This window comes from Pseudomonas sp. Tof1 (genome assembly GCF_055390395.1).
Map to the genome: position 1 here is coordinate 1,531,849 of NZ_AP024344.1, position 21,904 is coordinate 1,553,752.

General features: G+C 62.4%; 23 protein-coding genes, 1 tRNA gene and 1 pseudogene. 10 read left to right on the forward strand and 15 right to left on the reverse strand.

Annotated features, from left to right (window positions below):
* The first annotated feature begins 235 nt into the window (after positions 1-235).
* Together emhR and ACZ5KU_RS06995 are read left to right on the forward strand one after the other, a co-directional pair.
* Positions 236-868 (forward strand): efflux system transcriptional repressor EmhR, encoded by a 633-nt coding sequence (emhR, locus tag ACZ5KU_RS06990; protein ID WP_054058908.1) that lies wholly within the window; start codon positions 236-238, stop codon positions 866-868.
* A 162-nt stretch (positions 869-1,030) separates the two neighbouring features.
* Positions 1,031-1,918, forward strand: a complete 888-nt coding sequence (locus ACZ5KU_RS06995) for a DMT family transporter (protein WP_054058909.1) — start codon at positions 1,031-1,033, stop codon at positions 1,916-1,918.
* Positions 1,919-1,933: 15 nt separating this feature from the next.
* On the opposite strand, the gene ACZ5KU_RS07000 is transcribed toward ACZ5KU_RS06995, so the two are convergent.
* The 7 genes from ACZ5KU_RS07000 to ACZ5KU_RS07030 all read right to left on the reverse strand — a co-directional run bounded on the left by ACZ5KU_RS07000 (position 1,934) and on the right by ACZ5KU_RS07030 (position 7,990).
* Entirely contained in the window at positions 1,934-2,857 is a 924-nt protein-coding gene (locus ACZ5KU_RS07000; RefSeq protein WP_464736958.1) for a hypothetical protein, read from the reverse strand.
* Positions 2,857-3,297 (reverse strand): hypothetical protein, encoded by a 441-nt coding sequence (locus ACZ5KU_RS07005; protein ID WP_464736959.1) that lies wholly within the window; start codon positions 3,295-3,297, stop codon positions 2,857-2,859. The genes ACZ5KU_RS07000 and ACZ5KU_RS07005 overlap by 1 nt, the downstream gene beginning before the upstream one ends.
* A 58-nt stretch (positions 3,298-3,355) precedes the next feature.
* Positions 3,356-4,570, reverse strand: a complete 1,215-nt coding sequence (locus ACZ5KU_RS07010; protein WP_464736960.1) for an ABC transporter permease — start codon at positions 4,568-4,570, stop codon at positions 3,356-3,358.
* Between the two features lie 176 nt (positions 4,571-4,746).
* Positions 4,747-5,205, reverse strand: coding sequence for a hypothetical protein (locus ACZ5KU_RS07015; protein WP_054058913.1), 459 nt, complete (start codon positions 5,203-5,205; stop codon positions 4,747-4,749).
* A 232-nt stretch (positions 5,206-5,437) separates the two neighbouring features.
* A complete protein-coding gene (locus ACZ5KU_RS07020; RefSeq protein ID WP_054058914.1) occupies positions 5,438-6,487 on the reverse strand; it encodes an alkene reductase in 1,050 nt (349 codons plus the stop codon).
* Between the two features lie 20 nt (positions 6,488-6,507).
* The gene (locus ACZ5KU_RS07025) at positions 6,508-7,674 is read right to left on the reverse strand and encodes an MFS transporter (protein ID WP_464736961.1); all 1,167 of its coding nucleotides are present in this window, start codon (positions 7,672-7,674) and stop codon (positions 6,508-6,510) included.
* Positions 7,675-7,687: 13 nt separating this feature from the next.
* Entirely contained in the window at positions 7,688-7,990 is a 303-nt protein-coding gene (locus ACZ5KU_RS07030) for an ArsR/SmtB family transcription factor (RefSeq protein ID WP_054058916.1), read from the reverse strand.
* 156 nt (positions 7,991-8,146) lie between these two features.
* Here ACZ5KU_RS07030 and ACZ5KU_RS07035 point away from each other — a divergent pair, with 156 nt between their 5' ends.
* Positions 8,147-8,734, forward strand: a complete 588-nt coding sequence (locus ACZ5KU_RS07035; protein WP_054058917.1) for an acyl carrier protein phosphodiesterase — start codon at positions 8,147-8,149, stop codon at positions 8,732-8,734.
* Positions 8,735-8,835: 101 nt separating this feature from the next.
* Here ACZ5KU_RS07035 and ACZ5KU_RS07040 read toward each other — a convergent pair whose 3' ends face one another.
* Positions 8,836-9,642, reverse strand: coding sequence for a lysophospholipid acyltransferase family protein (locus ACZ5KU_RS07040; RefSeq protein ID WP_464736962.1), 807 nt, complete (start codon positions 9,640-9,642; stop codon positions 8,836-8,838).
* Positions 9,642-10,397, reverse strand: coding sequence for an L-ornithine N(alpha)-acyltransferase (gene olsB / locus ACZ5KU_RS07045; protein WP_054058919.1), 756 nt, complete (start codon positions 10,395-10,397; stop codon positions 9,642-9,644). The genes ACZ5KU_RS07040 and olsB overlap by 1 nt, the downstream gene beginning before the upstream one ends.
* A 130-nt stretch (positions 10,398-10,527) precedes the next feature.
* Here olsB and ACZ5KU_RS07050 point away from each other — a divergent pair, with 130 nt between their 5' ends.
* From ACZ5KU_RS07050 to ACZ5KU_RS07080, 7 genes and pseudogenes are all read left to right on the forward strand, one after another.
* Entirely contained in the window at positions 10,528-11,406 is an 879-nt protein-coding gene (locus tag ACZ5KU_RS07050; protein ID WP_416772145.1) for an acyl-CoA dehydrogenase middle domain-containing protein, read from the forward strand.
* A gap of 59 nt (positions 11,407-11,465) precedes the next feature.
* Entirely contained in the window at positions 11,466-12,566 is a 1,101-nt protein-coding gene (locus ACZ5KU_RS07055; protein WP_416772147.1) for a serine hydrolase domain-containing protein, read from the forward strand.
* Positions 12,563-12,892 carry a hypothetical protein gene (locus tag ACZ5KU_RS07060; protein WP_054058921.1) on the forward strand — a complete coding sequence of 110 codons (330 nt, stop codon included), beginning with the start codon at positions 12,563-12,565 and terminating at the stop codon, positions 12,890-12,892. The genes ACZ5KU_RS07055 and ACZ5KU_RS07060 overlap by 4 nt, the downstream gene beginning before the upstream one ends.
* Before the next feature lie 63 nt (positions 12,893-12,955).
* Positions 12,956-13,534 carry a YceI family protein gene (locus ACZ5KU_RS07065; protein ID WP_464736963.1) on the forward strand — a complete coding sequence of 193 codons (579 nt, stop codon included), beginning with the start codon at positions 12,956-12,958 and terminating at the stop codon, positions 13,532-13,534.
* 3 nt (positions 13,535-13,537) lie between these two features.
* A pseudogene (locus ACZ5KU_RS07070) lies at positions 13,538-14,694 on the forward strand (phospholipase D-like domain-containing protein).
* Between the two features lie 80 nt (positions 14,695-14,774).
* The gene (locus tag ACZ5KU_RS07075) at positions 14,775-15,413 is read left to right on the forward strand and encodes a LysE family translocator (protein WP_054058924.1); all 639 of its coding nucleotides are present in this window, start codon (positions 14,775-14,777) and stop codon (positions 15,411-15,413) included.
* Positions 15,414-15,492: 79 nt separating this feature from the next.
* Complete coding sequence (locus ACZ5KU_RS07080; RefSeq protein ID WP_054058925.1) at positions 15,493-16,767, forward strand: GGDEF domain-containing protein; 1,275 nt, start codon at positions 15,493-15,495, stop codon at positions 16,765-16,767.
* A gap of 98 nt (positions 16,768-16,865) precedes the next feature.
* Here the strand turns inward: ACZ5KU_RS07080 and ACZ5KU_RS07085 are convergent, their stop codons facing one another.
* The 6 genes from ACZ5KU_RS07085 to ACZ5KU_RS07110 form a co-directional block, all read right to left on the reverse strand.
* The gene (locus ACZ5KU_RS07085; RefSeq protein WP_054058926.1) at positions 16,866-17,690 is read right to left on the reverse strand and encodes a 2OG-Fe(II) oxygenase; all 825 of its coding nucleotides are present in this window, start codon (positions 17,688-17,690) and stop codon (positions 16,866-16,868) included.
* A 250-nt stretch (positions 17,691-17,940) separates the two neighbouring features.
* Positions 17,941-18,014 (reverse strand) — tRNA-Gly (locus ACZ5KU_RS07090).
* 263 nt (positions 18,015-18,277) lie between these two features.
* A complete protein-coding gene (locus tag ACZ5KU_RS07095) occupies positions 18,278-19,165 on the reverse strand; it encodes an alpha/beta fold hydrolase (protein WP_054063960.1) in 888 nt (295 codons plus the stop codon).
* A gap of 310 nt (positions 19,166-19,475) precedes the next feature.
* Positions 19,476-20,168, reverse strand: coding sequence for a pseudouridine synthase (locus ACZ5KU_RS07100; RefSeq protein ID WP_464736964.1), 693 nt, complete (start codon positions 20,166-20,168; stop codon positions 19,476-19,478).
* 38 nt (positions 20,169-20,206) lie between these two features.
* Positions 20,207-20,419 carry a cysteine-rich CWC family protein gene (locus tag ACZ5KU_RS07105; RefSeq protein WP_054058929.1) on the reverse strand — a complete coding sequence of 71 codons (213 nt, stop codon included), beginning with the start codon at positions 20,417-20,419 and terminating at the stop codon, positions 20,207-20,209.
* Entirely contained in the window at positions 20,412-21,902 is a 1,491-nt protein-coding gene (locus tag ACZ5KU_RS07110; protein WP_054058930.1) for a sensor domain-containing diguanylate cyclase, read from the reverse strand. The genes ACZ5KU_RS07105 and ACZ5KU_RS07110 overlap by 8 nt, the downstream gene beginning before the upstream one ends.
* Positions 21,903-21,904 lie beyond the last annotated feature (2 nt).

Here is a 21,904-nt window from a genome sequence, read left to right on the forward strand (position 1 = left end):
GCGCGTGAAGCGCACAAGAAGGGTGGAAGGGTATGAAGGGTGATCCGACTGGATTAATAGGTTGCTAATGAATATACTTACATTCACGTTTGTTTGTAAAGGCTTGAACTTTTGCCAAAAGTCGTTACAAAGCATGGATTTCATCTCGGGAAAAGGCACAAAAATCGCCTCCCGTCGTTAAGCCCGGATTAAACCCAGGGGGAGTCCGCGGCACCCTGATCGAGGTTTTACTGCCATGGTTCGTCGTACCAAAGAAGAAGCTCAGGAAACCCGCAGGCAGATTCTCGAAGCTGCCGAGAAGGCGTTCTACGAGCGCGGTGTGGCGCGTACCACCCTGGCCGACATCGCGACCCTGGCGGGGGTCACGCGCGGTGCCATCTACTGGCACTTCAGCAACAAGGCCGACCTGGTGCAGGCGATGCTCGACTCGCTGCGCGAGCCGCTGGATGACATGGCCAAGGCCAGTGAGGATCAGGACGAGCCCGACCCGTTGGGCTGCATGCGCCAATTGCTGATTCATTTGTTTCAGCAGATTGCTCTCGACCCGAAAGTCCGACGCATTAATGAAATTTTGTTTCATAAGTGCGAGTTCACCGATGAAATGTGTGACCTGCGCCGCCAGCGTCGTGCCGTCAGCCTGGACTGCAACGCGCACATCGAACTGGCCTTGCGTAATGCGGTGAACCGAGGACAGCTTCCCGAGAATCTCGATACGGCCCGCGCGGCCATCAGTCTCCATGCCTGGATCGATGGCATCCTCTATCAATGGCTGCTGGCGCCGGACAGCTTCGACCTGAATAAAGATGCCGAGCGCTGGGTCGATACAGGGTTGGACATGCTGCGTCTGAGCCCCAGCCTGCGCAATTGAGTCAAAATGTGTAACTGAGTCCAGCGCTGCCAGTATCCTGTGCCAGTCACCTCAACCCGACGGCGCGTGCCTCGACAGCGGGCATCATTTATATACCGCCGCGCTGCATCTTGGTAGTTAGTGTGCTAAGTATTTTGTAGTGAATTTGTTGCGAGCCTGTGAATGAATGTACCGAACCTGCTGCACAAGGGCTCCGAGCAGCCGCTCAAGGGCATCGCGCTGATCTGTGGGGCGGTACTGCTGTTCGCCAGCCACGATGCGCTGTCCAAGTACCTGTCGGCCTTCTACCCGATCGTGATGGTGGTCTGGGCCCGCTACGTGGTCCATACCCTGTTGATGCTGGTGGTGTTCGTGCCGCGCAGCGGCCTGTCGGCGGTGGTACGCACCAAGCGCCCGGGGCTGCAACTGCTGCGTGCGCTGTGCCTGATCGGCACCAGCCTGTTGTTCACCACCGGCTTGCGCTACATCCCGCTGGCGGAAGCCACCTCGGTCAACTTCCTCGCGCCGCTGCTGGTGACCGCCCTGTCGGTGCCGCTGTTGGGTGAGCGGGTCAGCCGCGGTCAGTGGGCGGCGGTGATCGCCGGTTTTGTCGGGGTGCTCATCATCATTCGTCCGGGTAGTGCGCTGTTCACCCCGGCGATTCTGCTGCCACTGTGCTCGGCGTTGTGCTTCGGTTTCTACCAGTTGCTGACCCGCATGCTCAGCGGCATCGACAGCCCGACCACCAGCAACTTCCTCACCGGCATTCTCAACAGCCTGATCATGACGGCCATGCTGCCGTTCTTCTGGAGCGCGCCGACCCTGGTCCATGGCCTGTTCATGATTGGCCTGGGCACCTGCGGCATGCTCGGCCACCTGCTGCTGACCCAGGCGTTCCGGCATGCCCCGCCGGCGATGCTGGCGCCGTTCAGCTACGGGCAGATTCTCTTCGCCGGCATGTATGGCTACCTGGTCTTCGACCACATGCCGGACGTGTTCGCCGTGGTCGGTATCGGGGTGATCTGCCTGAGCGGATTGTTGGTGGCCTGGGGACAGCGCAAGCGCGGCTGACCCCAGGGGCGGCCGTCAGCCGTTGCGATTGCCGCTGAGAAACGTGGCCAATGACGATTGCCAGCCGCCCTTGCGCATCATCTGCAGCAGGGCCCTGTGCCAGACGTCTTTCAGGGTTTCGGTGGTTGTTGCGCCGGGCTCGGCGGAGGGCGTGGTGCTGTTGTCGGCGGTGGCAGCCTGCTGCTTTTTGGCCATGCGTTCCAGTACCGTTGTGTTGAGAATTTCCTTGGACTTGTGCTCGATGTAGCCTTGTTTGCGCTCGTAGGTCTGGAATTGAGGCGGCAGTTTCACATCCGGATCGCCGGTACTGGAAAAGCGGGTGATGACTTTTTCCAGAAAGTCGAAATCGCAGAGGTGGTAAGCCCCATGGTCGGGGTCCGTCGTGTAACGTATGAAATCCTGATCCAGGGCGCTGCCTTTCAGGGCGTCGCCCTTGAGAATTCTGTCGGCTGTTGCAGCGTCTTTTTCAATGAAACTGTAGCTCAGTCGATGTCCTTCGCTATCGTAGTTCTCAGCACAGTTCAAGTTGTGTAGCATCGTGCCATTTTGGAACTGGCGATATTCTGCAAGGTCCCTGGCCAGGGCTGTGACGTATCTGGGGGATGCCCCCTGTTCCTGAGCAAATTCGTAAATACGCGACAATAGATCCCTGTCGGCTTGGGTTAGGTAGTATTTCTCGCATTTTGTTGAGTCGAGCACTGTTTCAAAGTGCGGGTTAGGTTCTCCTCCATATACATGGGTTATCAGTAGTGCGTGGCCGCTAATTGAGACTGATGAGGATTCAGTTTTGATTGTGGTGTTTTTTTCGAGCGTCCTTTGGGGTTCTTTGGCTGTTTGTGGGGTGTGTCTATATGAGTTGTCTGTTTGAGTAATTTTCATCTGGTTGCCCTTGTGGGTAGATAGGTGCTCCGTCAGCCTTTTGCTGACGGAGCGGCTCATTACTGGTAGCTGTATTCAAATGTGATGCTGTCTTCCCCTGCGGGGTGAGCAGGTCCTTTCAGATCGTCCGTCATGTGGGTGAGGTGGACTTTTACTCCATGGCCAAAGCGTTTCTGATTGAAAATCCTGGTACTTCCTGTCGAATTTGGAGTAATGATTTGGCAGTCGACTTCGGCATTGGAGTAAGGCTCGAAGTAACAGAGCTTAACTTTCTCGTTTATCGCGACTGGAAAGAATGTCGTATTCCAGCGAAGCTCTTTCAGCTTCATCTGGACGTTAGTCGGGTGAGTGAAGTCGGCGAGTTGCGTGCTATGTATTGAAGTCGCTGTGCTTATATAACTGAAGAAGCTGGGTGGCCTTTTCGACTTGGTGATACTGGCATCCGCTGCAAAAGTTTGAGTGCTGGCCAAAATCAAGGCGAGCGAAAGCATCTTTTTCATGATGGTATTCCTGAAAAATAGAGAGATATTTGAGTTGTAAGTGGTGTTCCGGTGTTAGTTACTCATAGGCAGTCTCCCGTAGTGCTTCCATGGGTTGCAGGCGGGAGGCCTTGAGGGCCGGATGCAGGCCGAAGAACACACCGGTCAGCAGCGAGCTGCCAGTACCGAGCAGCAGGGCTTCCAGGCTCAGGCGCAAGGGCCAATTGGCGAAGTGACTGAAAATCAGTGCGGCGAGGCTGCCCAGCACCGCCCCAACGAGGACGCCGGGCAGCGACAGGCACAGTGCCTCGCAGAGAAAGGCATTGCGGATATCCCGGGAGCGGGCACCGAGCGCCAGGCGCAGGCCGATCTCCCGGCGCCGTTCGGCCAGGTTCATCAGCATCACGTTCATGACACCGACGCCCGCCACCAGCAGGACGATGCCGCCCAGACCGGCCAGCAGGCGAGAGAAGGTCACGGCCTGGCGTTTCAGGCCGTCGAGCAACTGTCGTGGGATCTGTATCTCGACTTTCTGGCCATGGAGCAGCGCCGGCAGTTGGTCTTTCAGGGCTTGTGCCGTCAGATCCGGATCGGCATGCGTTGCGATCCGCACGATCAGGCTGTCGATCTTCGGTTCAGGGAACAACCGTCGCAGCCCCTCTGCGGGGATCAGGACCGAGTGATCGATATCCACTGGAAGCAGTGGGTTGCCGGAATGCTCTGCCACGATACCGACAACGCTGAACAGATAGCCTTCGATGGGCAGTCGATCCTGGAGTTGCAGGGGGCGGCCTTTCATCGAGAGTTGGTGCGCGACCCGAGCGCCGACCACGGCAAATGTTTCCTGATGGTCGAATGGGTTCAGGAATCGACCGTTCTGCAGCTTCAGGTCGAGGGCCTTTGCCAGGTCGCCAGAGGTACCGACCAGGGCGGCATCGACCTCGATTGCCGAATGCCTGAAGCGGACCGAATACAGGCTGACAGGCGCAATATCGATCAGTTGTGGGAGGGAACTGCGCAAGGTCTGCGCATCGAATGTCACGGGCGGGGGAAGGGAGGTTTTACGCCCCGGCGAAAGCCGGGCCACCAGCATGTCGGTGCCCATGGCCTGGAACGCACGCAGGGCTTCGGATTGTGCGCTGTTGCCGATGTTCAGCAGGGCGATGATCGAGCCGCTGCCGATGGTCAGTCCCAACAGGCTGAGCCAGGCGCGCCGGCCGGCCAGCCGCAGGTTGTCGATGGCCTCGGCCAGTACCTGGTGCGGCAGCGGGCCGTAGTGTTCGAGGTCGATCATGCGATCCTTCCGTTGAACCGATCACTGCGTAGTGCAGATGCTTCAAGAATCGGCCGCTGGGAAGGGGACTAAATAGGAATGGTTTCCGTTTGTTGTGTGGGAATTTTCCATGGCTGTCAGCGTTTTGAGTGACATCGACAGCCCTGGTGAAGGTGATTCATTCAGCTTCGATAGGCTCAGCCCATGCTGAATTTCACGCTGTAGCTGTAGGGCGGGACCTTGAGTGTCTTGCTCAGGCGGGCCTTGCAGGAAGCCGCGTGTTCCCCGATCGACTCGGCCTGGCGGGACCAGGTGGGCAGGTAGCTGGTGTGTTCCGAGTCGGTGAAGCGCTGCTTCAGCGAGTGCTGGGCGACGAACCGGCATTTGCGTGGCCCGGAGCCGTAGATGAACCAGGCCCGCGGCCCTTCCAGGCGCAGTTCCCGACGTTCGCCGCTGGCGATCGAGAAGTTCGAAACCGGAGCACCCTTGAGGTCCAGGCCGGTGCCGAGCAGTTCGAGTGGTTGTGGCGACTCGTTGCTGATTTCCACGATGACCGTCGCCGAAGGCTCGGTGCCCGCGGCATAGGCGGCAAATGACAGCAGGCCGGAGAGGGCCGCGCAGGACAGGGCTACGCCCAGCAATTGCATGAGGTACATGTTAAGTCCTTTTGGGTGGATCGCGGTGGCAGCGCCATTCCGTGACGCTGCACGCTTTTCCGCAGTTGGATAGCGCCAGGCAAGTATGAGGATCGGGACAAAAAAAGCTCGCGGTGAACCACTCTCTGTTCTGTGAGTGTTTTCCGATATCCAGGCCGGGACATTCAACTACAACGAAAAAGCCCCGGCTCTTGCGAGTCGGGGCCTGCACACACTACTGAAGTTTCTGAGTTTACAGTGTCGGGTAGTCGATGTAGCCGACCGGACCCTTGCCGTAGAAGGTTTCCGGGTGCGCTGCGTTCAGCTCGGCATCGGCCTTCAGGCGGGCCGGCAGGTCCGGGTTGGCGATGAACGGGACGCCGAAGGCCACCGCGTCGGCCTTGCCTTCGGCCAGCCAGGCATTGGCACTGTCCTTGGTGAAGCGTTCGTTGGCGATGTAGGTGCCGCCGAACGCCGCTTTCAGCTGTGGGCCGAGGCTGTCGTCGGCTTCCTTCTCCCGCGAGCAGATGAAGGCGATGCCACGCTTGCCCAGTTCCCGGGCGACGTAGGTGAAGGTTTCCGCGAGATTGTCGTCGCCCATGTCATGGGAGTCGGCACGGGGAGCAAGGTGTACGCCGACCCGGCCGGGGCCCCAGACTTCCACCACGGCGTCGGTCACTTCGAGCAGCAGGCGGGCGCGGTTTTCCAGGGAACCGCCGTAGTGGTCGGTGCGCTGGTTGGTGCTGCTCTGCAGGAACTGGTCGAGCAGGTAACCGTTGGCGGCATGGATTTCCACGCCATCGAAACCGGCGGCCTTGGCGTTTTCCGCACCGACGCGAAAGGCCTCGATGACGTCGGCGATCTCGGCGGTTTCCAGGGCGCGTGGGGTCGGGTAGTCCGCTTGCGGACGGACCAGGCTCACGTGGCCCTTGGGCTGGATCGCGCTCGGTGCGACCGGCAATTCACCGTTCAGGTACGACGGGTGGGAAATTCGCCCCACGTGCCACAGTTGCAGGAAGATCCGGCCACCGGCGGCATGCAGGGCCTTGGTCACGTTGGTCCAGCCGCGGACCTGGTCGTTGGACCAGATCCCGGGGGTGTCGGGGTAGCCGACGCCCATCGGTGTGACCGAGGTGGCCTCGCTGAGGATCAGCCCGGCGGAGGCGCGCTGTACGTAGTATTCGGCCATCAGCGCGTTCGGCACACGGCCTTCGTCGGCCCGGCAGCGGGTCAGCGGAGCCATGACGATGCGGTTCGGCAGTTCGAGATCGCCCAGTTTGATCGGATCGAAAATAGTTGCCATGGGTACAACCCTCTTGATGATTAGTTGCTAGCTGGAACCAGTTCGGCGGGGCCGTTCTGGCGAAAGGTGATCAGGGTCACCAGCAGCGCGAGTACTGCCAGTGCGCCAGCGGCCAGGGGCACGCTGGTGAGGCCCTGGCCATGGGCGATGACACTGCCGCCGACCCAGGCGCCGAGAGCGTTGCCGACGTTGAAGGCGCCGATGTTCAGGGTCGAGACCAGGTTGGGGGCGGCCTGGCCGTAGGTCACCACGTTGACCTGCAGCGCCGGGACGGCGGCGAAGCAGGCCGTGGCCCAGAGGAACAGGGTGAGCTCGGCGGGAATGACCAGCACGCTGCTCCAGGTCAGGGCGGTCGCCAGCACGGCCATGGCGATGAACACGCCGATCAGCGTCGCGGCCAGGTTGCGGTCCGCCAGTTTGCCGCCGAGGATGTTGCCGAGGGTCAGGCCCAGGCCCATCAGCACCAGGGTCCAGGTCACGCCCCGTGGTGACACGCCGGTGACTTCGCCGAGCAGCGGCGCGATGTAGGTGAACAGGGCGAACACGGCGGCGGAGAACAGTGCGGTCATGCTCAGCGACAGCCATAGGCCGGCGCCCTTGAGTGCGCCGAGTTCGGCGCGCATGTCGAGTTTTTCCTCGTCGTGTTTCACCGGCAGGAAGCGGATCAGGCCGATCAGCGCGATCACGCCGATGACAGTCACCGCCCAGAAGGTCGAGCGCCAGCCGGCCTGTTGCCCCAGGGCGGTGCCCAGCGGTACGCCGAGCACGTTGGCCAGGGTCAGGCCGGTGAACATCAGGGCCACGGCGGAGGCACGCTTGTCCGGTGCCACGAGGTTGGCGGCGACGACCGAGCCGATACCGAAGAAGGCACCATGGCACAGGGCGGTGATGATCCGTGCCAGCATCAGCACGTTGTAGTCACTGGCCACCGCGCAAAGCAGGTTGCCGACGATGAAGATCCCCATCAGTACCACCAGGGCCGCCTTGCGTGGCAGCCGCGAGGTGGCCATGGCCATGAACGGTGCGCCGATCGCCACGCCCAGGGCGTAGCCGGTCACCAGCCAGCCGGCACCGGGAATCGACACGCCGAGGTCGGTCGCCACATCGGGCAGCAGGCCCATGATGACGAACTCGGTGGTGCCGATGGCAAAGGCGCTCAGGGCCAGGATGAGTAGCGGGAGGGGCATCGTATGCGATCCTTTAGAGCTCTTGGCTCATGATGCGGAGGAATTCCTGGATGGTTTCCTCGTTGCGTTTGAAGAAATGCCACTGGCCCGCCTTCTGGCTGCTGATCAGACCGGCCCGCTGCAGCGTCGCCAGGTGCGCCGACACGGTCGACTGCGACAGGCCGCAGCGTTGGTCGATCTGCCCGGCGCAGATACCGTACTCGTGGTTGTGCAACTGGTCGGGGAACTGGGCTTTCGGGTCTTTCAGCCAGTGGAGGATGTCTCGGCGTACTGGGTGCGCCAGCGCTTTTATTATTTCGTCGAGGTCGAGGGTCATGGCGGTGTCTCAGGGGTGATAAAACGGTATATCGCGATGGGGCGAAATATAAATCGCTATTTCGCGATATACCAATATGATTTTGCTCTGTGTTCAGCATGAATCGCTATATCGGGTTATAACGATACAGAGGTGGCGAGTGCTAAGCTGGGAGCCATGAACTATCTCGCACATCTTCATCTGGGCGGACAGCACCCGGAACAACTGCTCGGCAGCCTCTATGGCGACTTCGTCAAGGGGCGCGTGGAGGGTCAGTTCACGCCTTCGATCGAGGCTGCGATCCTGCTGCATCGCCGGATCGATGTCTTTACCGACAGCCATCCCCTGGTGGACCAGGCGCTGTCGCGTTTCGAGCTGACCCGTCGACGTTATGCCGGGATCGTCCTGGATGTGTTCTTCGACCATTGCCTGGCGCGGGACTGGGCCCTGTATGCCGAGGGCCCGCTGGAGGGTTTCACCGCCGGGGTCTATCGGGTGCTGGCGCGTGAGCCGCGCCTGCCCGGGCGCCTGGCGCAGATCGCGCCTTACATGGCGGCGGATGACTGGCTCGGTTCCTATCGCCATTTCGAGGTGCTGGGGCAGGTGTTGCGGGGCATCTCCCGGCGTTTGTCACGACCGGAGGAACTGGTCCATGCGATGGGGGAACTGGAGGCGCTGTACGAACCGTTGAGCGAGGACTTCCGACTGTTCTATCCCCGGTTGCAGGCCTTCGCGCAGGAGCGTCGTATCGACACCATCCTGTAGGGGCAGGCCGATCGCCGCACCACCTGCTCCTACAGGTTACTCAGCGTTCTCGGGACGGCGGGTGTCACCCCAGCGAAAGCGTCTTCGAAGGCGCCGAACGGTCAGGCGGCTTCCGCCTCGCTGGTGGCCACTGGGCGCGCTACCGGACGTTTCACTTCGGCGGCCTCGCCGAACAAGGCCATCTGTACCGCCTGCTGGGCCTGGAAGGCCAGGGACGCACGTTCCTGGCCATTGCAGGGGATAGGCTGCAGCAACTGGATTTCCACCTCGCCCTGGTCATTGGAGAACAGGCGCATCAGATGCGACAACAGGTCGTCGTCGCCAATGAACGGGGCCAGCTTGTCCGCCTGCCCATCGCGGGTGTAGCGGATCGCTACCGGTTGCAGCGAAACGCCCGCATCGATGGCCGCCGACAGCAGGCGACCATGGAACGTACGCAGGGAGCGGCCGTCGGTGGTGGTGCCTTCCGGGAACATCAGCAGCGGATGGGCCTGCTCCAGGTGACGGGTCATCTGCTTGCGCACCAGTTGGCTGTCGCCCGAACCCCGGCGGATGAACAGGCTGCCGGCCTTCGCCGCCAGCCAGCCGGCCACCGGCCAGGTACGGACTTCGGCCTTGGACAGGAAGGACAGCGGGGCCAGTGCGCCGAGCAGGGCGATATCGGTCCAGGACACGTGGTTGCTGACCCACAGCATCGGTTGCGTCGGCAGCTTGCCGCGGACCGTCACGCGAAAGGGCAGGGCATGACTCAGCCGCGCCATGAAGAACCGCGACCAGCTCTGGCGACGCGCCATCGAATTGGCAATCCCCAGGCGCTCGAAGGCACCGAACACGCTGGCCATGCTCAAACCCAGCGCCACCACCAGCAGGACCCGGGCGATCCGGGTGTACACCCGCAGCCGCCTCATTACACGGCCGCCTTGAAGTGCCGGGCGTAACGCGGGCACAACTCGTCGCGCTTGAGCAGGATGAATACATCGGCCACCTGGAAGTCTTGGTCCCAGCACGGCTCGCCGCAGATCTTCGCGCCCAGGCGCATGTAGGCCTTGAGCAGCGGTGGCATTTCGGCGATGACGTTGCCGGGGATATCCAGGGTCGGCAGCGGTTTTTTCGGTTCGGCGCGCAGGTGTTCGGTGCTCAGGTAGCGTTCGCGCAGGCGCTGCATGATCGCCTGGGCCTGGATACCGCCATCCTGCATCGGGATGCTGGCGCAGCCCATCAGGTAGCTGTAGCCGCCCTCGTTGAGCACTTCGGCCAGTTCGCCCCAGAGCACGGCAATGGTGCCGCCGTTGCGGTAGGCCGGGTCGACGCAGGTACGGCCGATTTCCAGGATCGGGCCTTGCAGGTGGCCGAGGCCATGCAGGCTGAATTCCTCTTCACTGTAGAAACGCCCCAGGGTGTTGGCGGCCTTGTGGTCGAGCAGACGGGTGGTCGCCACCAGGCGGCCGCTGTTCAGGTCGCGCACGCCAATGTGGCTGCAGTGCACATCATAATCATCCATGTCCAGGCCGAGCTCGGCGCCTTTCAGCTTGGCATTGAATTCGCCGCTGAAAACGTTGAAGCGCAAGGCCTGGGCTTCTTGCAAGGCCGCGGCGCCCAACAGGCGTTCGGCTTGCAGGCGGCGTTCATTGCCGGTGTCGCTGATGCGGGCGATCTGAGTCATGACGCGTCTCCGGTTGCCGGCCAGGGTTGCGGCCAGTCGACTTTGTTGTGCAAAGTCAGGCTATGTAGCCCCGGTGTCATCGCCATGAAGCTTTGGTGATGCTTATATGACAGCCTCCCAGGAGCCCGCCATGCCTTGGTCTTTCCTGCTCGACCCGCCTCAACGCCAGCCCGTGCCCACCGATCTGGCGGAAGGTTACGCGCAGTTGCTCGACACCTTGGGCACGGTGACGCCGTTCGAACTGGCGGTGCGTGGCGGTCATGTCATGGCCACCCCCGGCCTGGCGTTCCTGGTGGGGTACCAGGCCGCGTTGCGCATGCTCTGGCCCAGCGCTCCGGGCAGCCTCGGCGCGTTGTGCGCCACCGAGCAGCGCAGCCTGCGTCCGGCCGACATGCAGACGCGTGTCGAAGGCTTGCGGCTTTGCGGGCGCAAGGATTTCGTCACCGCCGGCACGGCCGCCGACTGGCTGCTGGTGGCCGCGCGCAGTGAGGAGCAGGGCGAGGCGCCACGGCTGAGCCTGGTGATCGTCTACCCCGGCGAACCCGGTATCCGCCTGGAGAGCCTGCCGGCCCTGCCACTGATGCCGGAGATCGGCCACGGCCGGGTGCATTTCGACCAGGCCGCCTGCGAGCGTCTGGCCGGCGATGGCTGGGAGGCCTATGTCAAACCGTTCCGCACCCTGGAGGACATCTATGTGCTCGGCGCGCTGACGGCCTGGTTGCTGGGTGTCGGCCAGCACAGCGACTGGCCGCAGGCCCTGCAATTGCGCCTGCTCGGCCTGTTGGCCGGGTTGTCCGAAGCCAGCCGGCAAAACCCGGCGGCAACGGCGGGGCACGTCCTGCTCGGCGGGCTGTTCGCCCAGTTCGATGGGCTCAAGGGCGAACTGGATGAGGCCTTCGCGGCAGGTCCGCCAGCATGGCGGGAGATGTGGCAGCGCGACCGCGGTGTGCTGGACATTGCCGCGGGCGCCCGGGCCAGGCGCCTGGCGAAGGCGTGGGCGGGCGCGTGAGCAGAACTGTCATCAGGTTCCGCTAGACTGGTCCAAAGCTATTTCTCCGAGCTCGCCCAATGTCCAGGGGTTCGACCTTCCTTGCGGTTTTCCTGCTGTGTGTCACCGCCATCGCCCGTGCCGAGAGCTGGCCTGGTGCTCAATGGGCCCCAGGTCCGCAGGCCGCCGGCCCTGCTGTCGAGGCCCTGCAGGCCTATGCCTTTGCGGCACGGGATGACAGCAGCCGAAAAGGCGTGCGCACCGATGCCCTGCTGGTGATCCGGCACGGACAGATCGTCTACGAGCGTTATGCCGGGCCGACCCGTGTCGATACGCCGCACCTGACCTGGTCGATCAGCAAGAGCATCATGGCCACGGTCCTGGGCGTCGCCTATGGCGAAGGCCTGTTCCAGTTGCACGATCCGGTGGCGAGGTTCTACCCCGCGTTCCAGGCGCACCCCAAGGTGACCCTGGAGCATCTGTTGAACTGGTCGTCGGGCATCGACTGGCAGGAAGACTATGAATATGCCCCGCTCAACTCCTCGGTGGTGGCGATGTTGTACACCCTCGGTCATGCCGACATGGCCGGCTATACCGCCGCGCAGGCTGAATACGCGGTGCCCGGTCGCTCCTTCCGTTATTCCAGCGGCGACAGCAATGCCCTGGCGGCGGCCCTGCGCGGGATCGTCGGTGAGCAGCGTTACCCGGGCTATCCCTGGACCGCGCTGTTCGATCCGCTGGGCATCCGGGGGGCGGTCTGGGAGCGAGATGGCAGCGGCACCTTCGTCGCTTCGTCCTATGCCTATCTGACGGCCCGCGACCTGGCGCGCATCGGTCTGCTGATGGAGCGCGACGGTCGCTGGCAGGACCGGCAACTGTTGCCCAGGGCCTGGGTGGAGTTCAATCGCCGGGCGTTTGCCGGTTACAAGCCCGGGCAGGATGAAGCGGTGGGCGGTGGCCAGTGGTGGCTCAATCGCTCGATCGACGGCGCGCGCAAGCCTTGGCCGGACGCGCCTTCCGACACCTTCGCCGCCCTCGGGCACTGGGGCCAGGCGCTGTACATCATTCCCAGCGCGGGCCTGGTGATCGTGCGGTACGGCGATGACCGCGATGGCAGTTATCGGCACAACGAACTGCTCAGGCTGGCCATGGCGGCTTTCGGGCCGAAGGTGTTGCCATGAGGTCCACCCGCTTCGTTCGTCGTCACCCGTTCATCAGCCTGCTGGTGTTGCTGCTGGTGGCGCTGCTCGGCTGGATCTGGCACGAGCGCGTGGCCCTGCGTGCGTTCCCGCAGATCATCAGCGCCTATACCGCCAAGGAGTATTGTTCCTGCCGGTATGTGATGGACAACACCGTCGACTATTGCCTGGGTTATGTGAAGCAATCGGTGCCGGTCAGTCGCCTGCTGGATGACCCGCGCCAACGCCGGGTCAGCGTCGAGGGTCTGGGGCGCGAGGCCACGGCCGTCTGGGTGAACGAACGCGAAGGCTGCCGGCTCAAACCCTGAACACCGTTTACTGGCGCCCTCTTGGCCGGGTAAGGTGGCGCCTACGTTCAATCAGGAGCTTGCATGTACCGGTCCCGCCTTTTTCTGGCCCTGCTCGGGGTGCTGGCCTTGCCGGCCCACGCCAACTGGTATCTGGACAACGAGTCCTCACGCCTGTCGTTTGTCAGCACCAAGAATGCCGATATTTCTGAAGTGCATCGTTTCCTGACCTTGCACGGCAAGGTCGATCGCCAGGGCGTGGCAACCCTCGATGTCGAGCTGGAGTCGGTCAGCACCGGGATTCCCCTGCGTGATGAGCGCCTGCGGCGCGAGCTGTTCGAGATCAGGCAGTATCCCGAGGCGCAGGTCACTGCGCAGATCAACGTCCAGCCGATCAACGACCTGGCGCCCGGCGCCCAACTGGAACTGCGTCTGCCGCTGGTGGTACGCCTGCATGGCAAGGAGCACAGCTACAACGCCGAACTGCTGGCAACCCGTCTCGACGACCGTCGCTTCCAGGTGGTGACCCTGGAGCCGCTGGTGGTGCACGCCGAGGACTTCGGCCTGCTGCCTGGCCTTGCGCAGTTGCGCAAGCTCGCCGGCCTGTCGGCCATCAGTCTGTCGGTACCGGTGGGTGCGGTACTGATTTTCACGGCGCGCTGAACCATGGCCGGTGCGGTCTTTCCCTGGCGCAGCGACAATTCCTTCGAGCTGTTGGTCGACGGGCCGGCGTTTTTCCCGCGCATGCTGGTGGCGATCGCCAGGGCCGAATCCCGGGTCGAGCTGGAACTCTATCTGGTCGAGGCCGGCGAGTGCGCCGATGCGATGGTCCAGGCGCTGGTCCAGGCTGCCGAGCGGGGGTGCGGGTGCGCTGCCTGTTCGATGACTATGGCAGCCTTGCCTTCACCCTGAGCCTGCGCCGACGGCTGGTCGAGGCCGGTGTCGAACTGCGCTTCTACAACCGCCTGCGCTGGCGCCGCGGGATGCGTAACCTGTATCGCGATCACCGTAAGCTGTTGCTGGTGGACAGCACCCTGGCGGTGGTCGGCGGTACGGGCGTCACCGATGAATTCTGGACCCCGAGGGACGACCGTTTCGAATGGCATGAGGTCATGGTGCAGATTCGCGGTCCGCTGGTTCTCGACTGGCAGTTGCTGTTCGACCGTCAATGGCTGGCCAACGAACAGCGCACGGCCTGGAAACCGTTCGCCGATGTCGGCCTGCCGCGCCTGCCGAGGTTGCCTCCAGCCGGGCAGGGCCTGGGCCGGGTGGCCTATGCCGACGCCCGGCAGCATCGCGATATCCTGCAATCGCTGGTACGCGCACTGAACAGCGGCAAGCAGCGGATCTGGCTGGCAACCCCGTATTTCCTGCCGACCTGGAAGGTCCGGCGTTCGCTGCGCCGGGCCGCCCAGCGCGGAGTTGACGTGCGGCTGCTGCTGACAGGGCCGCGTACCGACCACCCCTCGGTGCGTTACGCCGGCCATCGCTACTATCCTCGCCTGCTGAGGGCCGGCGTGCGGATCTTCGAGTACCAGCCCTGTTTCCTGCACCTGAAAATGGTGCTGGTCGACGACTGGGTCAGCATCGGCTCGTGCAATTTCGATCACTGGAACCTGCGCTTCAACCTGGAGGCCAATCTCGAGGCCCTTGACCCATCCCTGACCGCGGCGGTCAAGGCCAGCTTCGTCGCCGACTTCGACCTCAGCCAGCCGGTCAGTCTCGCCGACTGGAAGAAGCGGCCGCTGTGGCGTCGGGTCAAGCAGCGGGTATGGGGCTGGATCGACCGCCTGGTGGTGAACGTACTGGACCGACGCAACTGATCGTTGTCACTTCAGGGTATTGCGACGGGTTGACCTGGGATAGACTCCAGGCTATCCCTCCTCCTGCCGCGGAGCCTTCTATGACCCCTTCGTTGCTCATGGCCGTTCTCGCCTCGGGTTTCATTTATGGCATCACTCCAGGCCCTGGTGTGCTGGCGGTGTTCGGCATCGGTGCGGCGCGGGGACGACGGGCCGGGGCAGGGTTCCTTTGCGGTCATCTGCTGGGCGACGTGATCTGGTGCGGCACGGCTCTGGTCGCGATCGTCGGGGCGCGGGAAATCGGCAGCGGCGCCTTCGATGTGCTCGGTGTCATCAGCGGCCTCTACCTGTTCTGGCTCGGCTGGCGGGCGTTGCGCAGCCGCCGGGCCAATGGTGAAACGCCCCAGGGTGCGGCCCGGCAGCCGTTCTGGCACGGCATCCTGTTCGGCCTGACCAATCCCAAGGCCTACCCGGTGGCGGTCGCGACCTTTACCGCGCTGCTTTCCAGCCGTGCCGAACTGCTGACCTGGTCGATGCTGCCGGGGCTGATTTTTCTCAGTTTCCTGGGCGGGGTCGCGGCATACGCTATTCTCATCGGTGTCGTCGGTGCGCAACGGGTGCGGGTGTTGTACCAGCGACATGAATTGACGATCACGCGTTTGTGTGGGGTGATGTTCATCGGCTTTGCCATAAATGCACTGACTCACGCGTTGCCGGGGTTGTTGCCGAACAGGGCTTGAGTCGACGGCGCGGGGCAGGACGCCGGGATATTCCAAGGGACAGATACTGACGCTTAATTTTTCGGGCGATGTCTTCCTGATGGAAAGCAGAACTGTCACACCGGTTTCCAGCTTTTTCGACCTGCTGCTCGATGCGGTGTGTGCCGTCGACGTCGAGGGGCGCTTCGTGTTCGTCAGCGCCGCTTGCGAGCGGATCTTCGGCTACACCCCGGCCGAACTGATCGGCACTTCGATGATCGAGCTGGTACTGCCTGCCGACCGTGAGCGCACCCTCAACGCCGCCGCGCAGATCATGGCCGGCGAGCCCAAGCCGCATTTCGAAAACCGCTACGTGCGCAAGGATGGCCAGGTGGTGCATATCATGTGGTCGGCGCGCTGGTCGGAGGTCGACCAACTGCGCATCGCCGTTGCCCGCGATATCACCGAGCTCAAGCTGGCCGAGGCGAAGCAGGCGGCGCTTTACGCGATTTCCGAGGCCGCCCATGCGACCGAAGACCTGTTGGCGCTGTTCGAGCGGGTGCACCAGATCGTTGGCGAGTGGCTGCCGGCGCAGAGTTTCTGTGTGGCGCTGTACGACGGTGCGCGTGACCAGTTGAGCTTTCCCTACCACATGGACGACCGCCGCACGCCGTGCAACGTCGACGGTCATTGCGCGCAGATCGTGCGCAGCGGTCAGCCGTTGCTGTACAACGAAGCCGAAGCACCTTGCCTCGGTGTTCCCCTGGCCTCGCAGAACGGCATCATCGGTGCGCTGCTGGCCAGGAGTTCGGCGGGCGAACGCTATACCGGGCACGACCAGGACCTGCTGCAGTTCGTTTCCGCCCAGGTGGCGGCGGCCATCGAACGCAAGCAGTTGCATGCCCGGCTGCAGTACATGGCCCGTTATGACCAACTGACTCACCTGCCCAATCGCGGCTTTCTGCAGGAGCGCCTGAAGGCGGCGCTGAGCAGGGCGCGCCGGGAACACAGGCAACTGGCATTGCTGTATGTCGACCTGGACAAGTTCAAGCAGGTCAACGACAACTTCGGCCATGCGGTCGGCGACCTTCTGCTCCAGGAGGTCGCGCGGCGCCTGCAGCAATGCGTGCGTGAAACCGACACCGTGGCGCGGATCGGCGGCGATGAATTCGTCATCCTGCTGGAACAGTTGCACCCGGGTGAATCGGCGGCGCAGGTCGCCGACAAGATCCGCAGCCTGCTCAACGAGCCGATGGTCTGGGACGAGTGCGAGCTGAGCATCATGCCCAGTATCGGCATTGCCCTGTATCCGGAGAACGGCGAGGAGGCGCAACAGCTGTTCAAGCACGCGGATGAAGCGATGTATGGGGTGAAGCGTGGAGTGCGGGTGCACTGAACAGCGCTGCTTGGATCTCGGCCTGGCGAGGCCGTCCAGTTCGAGGGAGCAAAGCCTGAGCGCGCGCAATGGCTGCCGTTCTCAGGCTTGATGCCTCTTCAGGGCTTCGGTTTTCCAGCCTGGTCCTTGCCTCGACCTATACGAAACAGTTTGGACACGGCATTGCGCAAGGTGTTGTCGACGACGCCAAGGGCACGACGTCCCGGTTCATCGGGGCGGCCGTTGAATGACGTGACATGGAAGTATTCCTTGTCATCGTCGTCAGGCGATTCCTTGGAGAAGTAGTAGTTGGAGACACAGCAACGTGGTCCCTCCACCTGCACCTTGCTCACCGAGTGCCAGGAGTATTTGTTCGTTTCCATCACGACCAGACGGTTGAACTTCGAAACCAGGGTTTTCTGTACCTTGACCTGTGGGTCCCAGAGTTCAAAGTTCCCACCGTTCTCCAGAGACCAGTCCGGTGCCACGTAGTAGAGCAGGTTCAGCCGGCGGTACAGGGCTCGGGCGGCATCATGGCTGTTGTCGATATGCGGGTTGAGGAAGTCGCCCTTGAACATCATCGACAGGCCCCCGGCGTAGAGGGTCGGATCCGGCAGGATGCCTTCGATGCCCACCAGTTCGGCAATCCTGCCCACGACTGATGGATGCTGTATCGCGAAGGTGATCGAACTGAGTATCTCGGGATGTTCGGCCAGGTTGCCGAGGGTTTTCTTTTTCTCGCGGAATGACTGTCTGTCGAAGAAGCCATCGGCATTTTTCGGGAAGGCATCGTAGATCTGTTGAGCCATATCGTCGGAGAGCAGCCCGTCGATGATGAAATGACGGGTCTGGGTACCTTGCGGGTTGCTCCATTGGCTTTGGATGTCGGCGCTCAGCTCGTTCAAGCGTTCAACAATAAGAGCTGCAATTTGAGGGGCGTCCATTCAGCGGATCCTGGGCTCAGGTGAAGAAAGGTTTTACGTGGGAGCGATTTTCCCTGGATTCGCAGTGAATGCCAAAGTGAAATCAGGGTTGGGCTGAAGAATACTACGACAGACTGATCGTGGGTGAGGATGAGGCGGTTAAACGCCAATCCGGAGCAGCGATCAAAATCTGTCCATAAAAAAACCGGCCTCTGTGGGCCGGTTTTCAGTCTTCATCGCCACTGTGGGCAACGTCGGACCTGATGCGATCTGGAGCGGGTAGAGGGAATCGAACCCTCAACTAAAGCTTGGGAAGCTTTCGTTTTACCACTAAACTATACCCGCTTTTTACATGTCTCTCTGCTCACCGAAGCGGCTTGTCCGAACGAAAACAGGGGTTATCAGTTCGGACCGCTTGCGTGATGCCATTTCATGACACCCGCTCGGGTGGCCACTTTGTACCAGATGTTGCCGCGCAATTGAAGTTTTTCTTTGAAAATCTGTGTTTTAGCGGATGTTTCAGCTGCGAACCGCACCGGGGCTGATCACGGGCAAACGGCTGCAGGCCGGGGTGTTCCTGGCCGACCGTTGCCCGTGACCTGGCCTGCTCACATGGCTTGCGCATGGTGCTCCTGGACGTACCGGTAGTAGCGCGCCCGGCTTTCCTGGTGGCTGGGCTTGAGAAAGCCGAGCAGCGCGTGACGGGTGTCACGGCAGGCGGACTTGTGCTCCATGTCGAGGAAATGGCCGGCCGTGGCAATGGTGCTGAAGTGGCTCTGGCGCACATGCCTGCCGAACTGCCGGGCATCCTCGGGCGTGGTGTACTCGTCCCATTCGCCGTTCACGAACAGGACCGGGATGTCGATCCTGCTCGCCGACTTCAGGCAGCCCTGGCGATCGCTTTCGAGCACTTCGCGGATGTGGAAGTGCATCTGGCCATATTCATGCTCGGCCAGGCTGCTGACATGCCGAAAGTTGAAGCGCTTGAACAGCGATGGCAGATGCTTGCCGATGGTGCTGTTGACCAGTTGGGCGATCTGGGCGCGGTCACAGGCTCCCAGGTGTTGGACGCCACGCTCCAGATAGTCGCGCATCGGCTCGTTGATCACCGGCGAAAACGAGCTGATCACCGCCTTCTCGATGCGCCGTGGCCGTTCGGCCAGGGCGACCAGGGTGGCGGCGCCGCCCCAGGAGAACGACATCACGTGCTCGGCGGCGAAGTGGTCTATCAATTCCAGCAGAATCTGCCCCTCGATTGCCCGGGTGAGCATCTTCTCGTGGTGGTTGTGCGGCCGGGACCGGCCGGCGTAGGGCTGGTCGTAGCACACGACGTTGTACTGCGGGTGCAGGTTTTTCACGGTCTGGGCAAATGACGCAGTCGTGGCCATCGAGCCGTTGACCAGGATAATGGTCTTTTCCGCGGCATCCGCGCGATAGAACTCCGTGTAAACCCGATACTGACCCTGTATATCCAACACAGCGATTTCTGGCGTCATGTCAAAGACTCCTGGCAAGCGGGTATGCGCGCAACTGACTGTGCACGAGATATATGACAGGTAGGCATTTGCCTGGAATTTTCAGCCCATGCCGGTCCGGTGACGCGCTGGCCGGCGGGTGTTGTTATAGGCGGGCAATCGGTCGGAAAGCCACGGCTGGCAAGCCCTGGCGCCGACGAAAAGTTTTTTGCAGCTAGGCGGTGACCTGTCAGTCATTTTTTGGCTGACGGACTGATTCAAGCAGTGGTCCGGCGATTTCGCAAGGAGCGATTTGGCATAAGCGGCTCACTTCTGCTCAACGGTAGGTGACTCAAACCAGGGCGATTTCCTCGGCCGTCAGCGGGCGGTATTGCCCGGGGGCGAGCGCGTCGTCGAGCACCAGCGGACCCATGCGTTCGCGGTGCAGGCGCAGGACCTTGTTATCGAAGTGGCCGAACATCCGCTTGACCTGGTGATAGCGGCCTTCGACGATGCTCAGCCGGGCGCTGCGCGGCCCCAGTCGTTGCAGTTCGGCGGGTTGGGTGGTGAGGTCTTCGAAGGCGAAGTACAGGCCTCGGGCGAACGTCTCGGCGTACTGCGCGCCGATCTCCTGCTCGGTTTCCACGTAATAGACCTTGGGCAGCTTGGTCTCTGGCCGGGTCAGGCGCCTGGACCAATGGCCGTCGTTGGTCAGCAGCATCAGGCCGGTGGTGTTGAAGTCCAGGCGCCCGGCGATGTGCAACTCGTCGACATCCGGTTCCTCGAGCAGGTCGAGCACGGTGCGGTGCTGCGGGTCGCGGGTCGCGCTGACACACCCCGTGGGTTTGTGCAGCATGAAATAGCGTGCCGGGCGGCCGGCCTGCAGGACCTCGTCGTCCACCTCGACCCGGCTGAATTCGCGCACTTCGTGGTGTGGATCAGCGGTGACCAGGCCGTCGACCCGTACCCGCCGTTCCGCCAGCAGCAGGCGGACCTGCTGGCGATTGAAGCGGGGCAGGTTGCTGAGGAATCGGTCCAGGCGCATGGAGGGATGATCGCGGGAAAACGGGCCGGCATTCTACGTCATGATGGCGGCGGCTGCTTCAGCTGTTCATCCACCTGGGCGCAGCGCGGGCACAGGCAGGCGGCGTTGCGCAGTTCGGCGGGCAGGGCCTCGAGCACGGCCGGGTCGATCCTGACGCTGTAGCACCAGCAGGGCCGGGTTGCGGTGCGCGGATCGGCCAGGGTGCAGTCATTGCGCGCACCGCAGGCGGGGCAGAGGCTGGCGTCAGGCATGGGCGGGGATCGCCACGTCGCTGCAGACACGGTTGCGCCCACTCTGCTTGGCCCGGTACAGCGCCTGGTCGGCGCGGGCCAGCAGGGTGTGCAGGGTATCGTCGGTGTGCAGTGAAGTCAGACCGATGCTGACGGTCAGGTGCAGGCTCTTGCCGTTGTAGCCGTAGCGTTGCTGTTCGATGTGCTGGCGAATCTTCTCGGCGATCAGATGGGCGCTGGCGCTATCGGTGTCCTTGAGCAGGACGATGAATTCCTCGCCACCCCAGCGGCAGATGATGTCCGACTGGCGCAGGCAGCTTTCCAGGTGTCGGGCGAAGCCGCTCAGCACCACGTCGCCGGCCAGGTGGCCATGGCTGTCGTTGAGCTGCTTGAAGTGGTCCAGGTCCAGCAGCAACGCGGTCAGCGGCTTGGGCTCGCGCTGGGCCTCGTTGAGGGCCTGGGCCGCCAGCAGGTCGAAACCGCGACGGTTGGGCAGGCCGGTGAGGCTGTCCTGGGTGGCCAGGGCCTGGATCTTGCGCTGGTAGCGATGTATCACGCGATTGAGCAGGGCCAGCACGATCAGGGTCACCACCAGGCAGATCAGCAGGTTCAGGTACAGCGACTGGCGAATGCCGCTGAGGGCGCCGTCCTCGCGCTTGTCGACGAACAGGTACCAGTTCAGTTCCGGAATGAAGCGCACATTGAGGAAGTGCTTCTTGCCGTCCGGCTCGGCGTATTCATAGCTGCCGTCGTGAGGCTTGGGCAGCTTGGCCTGCAGGTTCTGCAGGCTTTGCAGATGGTTCAGCGACTGGCCGACCCGGGCGCCCTCGGGGCCGCCGTCGGCACCGGTGAGCACCAGGCGGCCGAAGTTGTCGACGAAGTACACGCTGCGCTGATAGCGCTGCTGGTACTTGTCGATCAGCTTGACCACCGCGTCGACCGTCAGGCCGACTCCGGCCGCGCCGATGAAGTTTTCCTGGTAGTCGAACACCTTGTAGTTGATGAAGAACGTCAGGCTGTCATGGTTGGCCATGTCCGGGTCGACGTTGATCTCGTAGGGTTCCTTCATGTCCCGCACACGGAAGTACCAGAGGTCGCGTGGCTCGTTGCTGCGCACTTTTTTCAGCACGCCCTTGGCCTGGTAGTAGGTCAGGTTGCTGTTGGAAACGAAGAAGGCGGTATAGGCGCCGTAATGGGTCATGACCTCGTTGAGGTAGCGGGTCATCTGCTGCGGGTCGCGCTCACCGGCCATGACCCAGTCGCGCAGGAAGGTGTCGCGGGCCATCATCGAGGAAATCAGGATGGGCCGTACCAGGTCCTTCTGGATCTCCGAGTAGACCGTGTCGGAGGTCAGCGGCAGTTCGGTATTGATGATGCCGTCGCGGATCGAGGCCCGCGAGGCGTAGTAGCTGAGCAGTGAGGTGGCCAGGAAGCCGCAGCCGAGCAGAGCGATCAGTGTCACGACCAGGGAGCGTTGCGAGTAGATCACGGAGCGAAACGGCATCA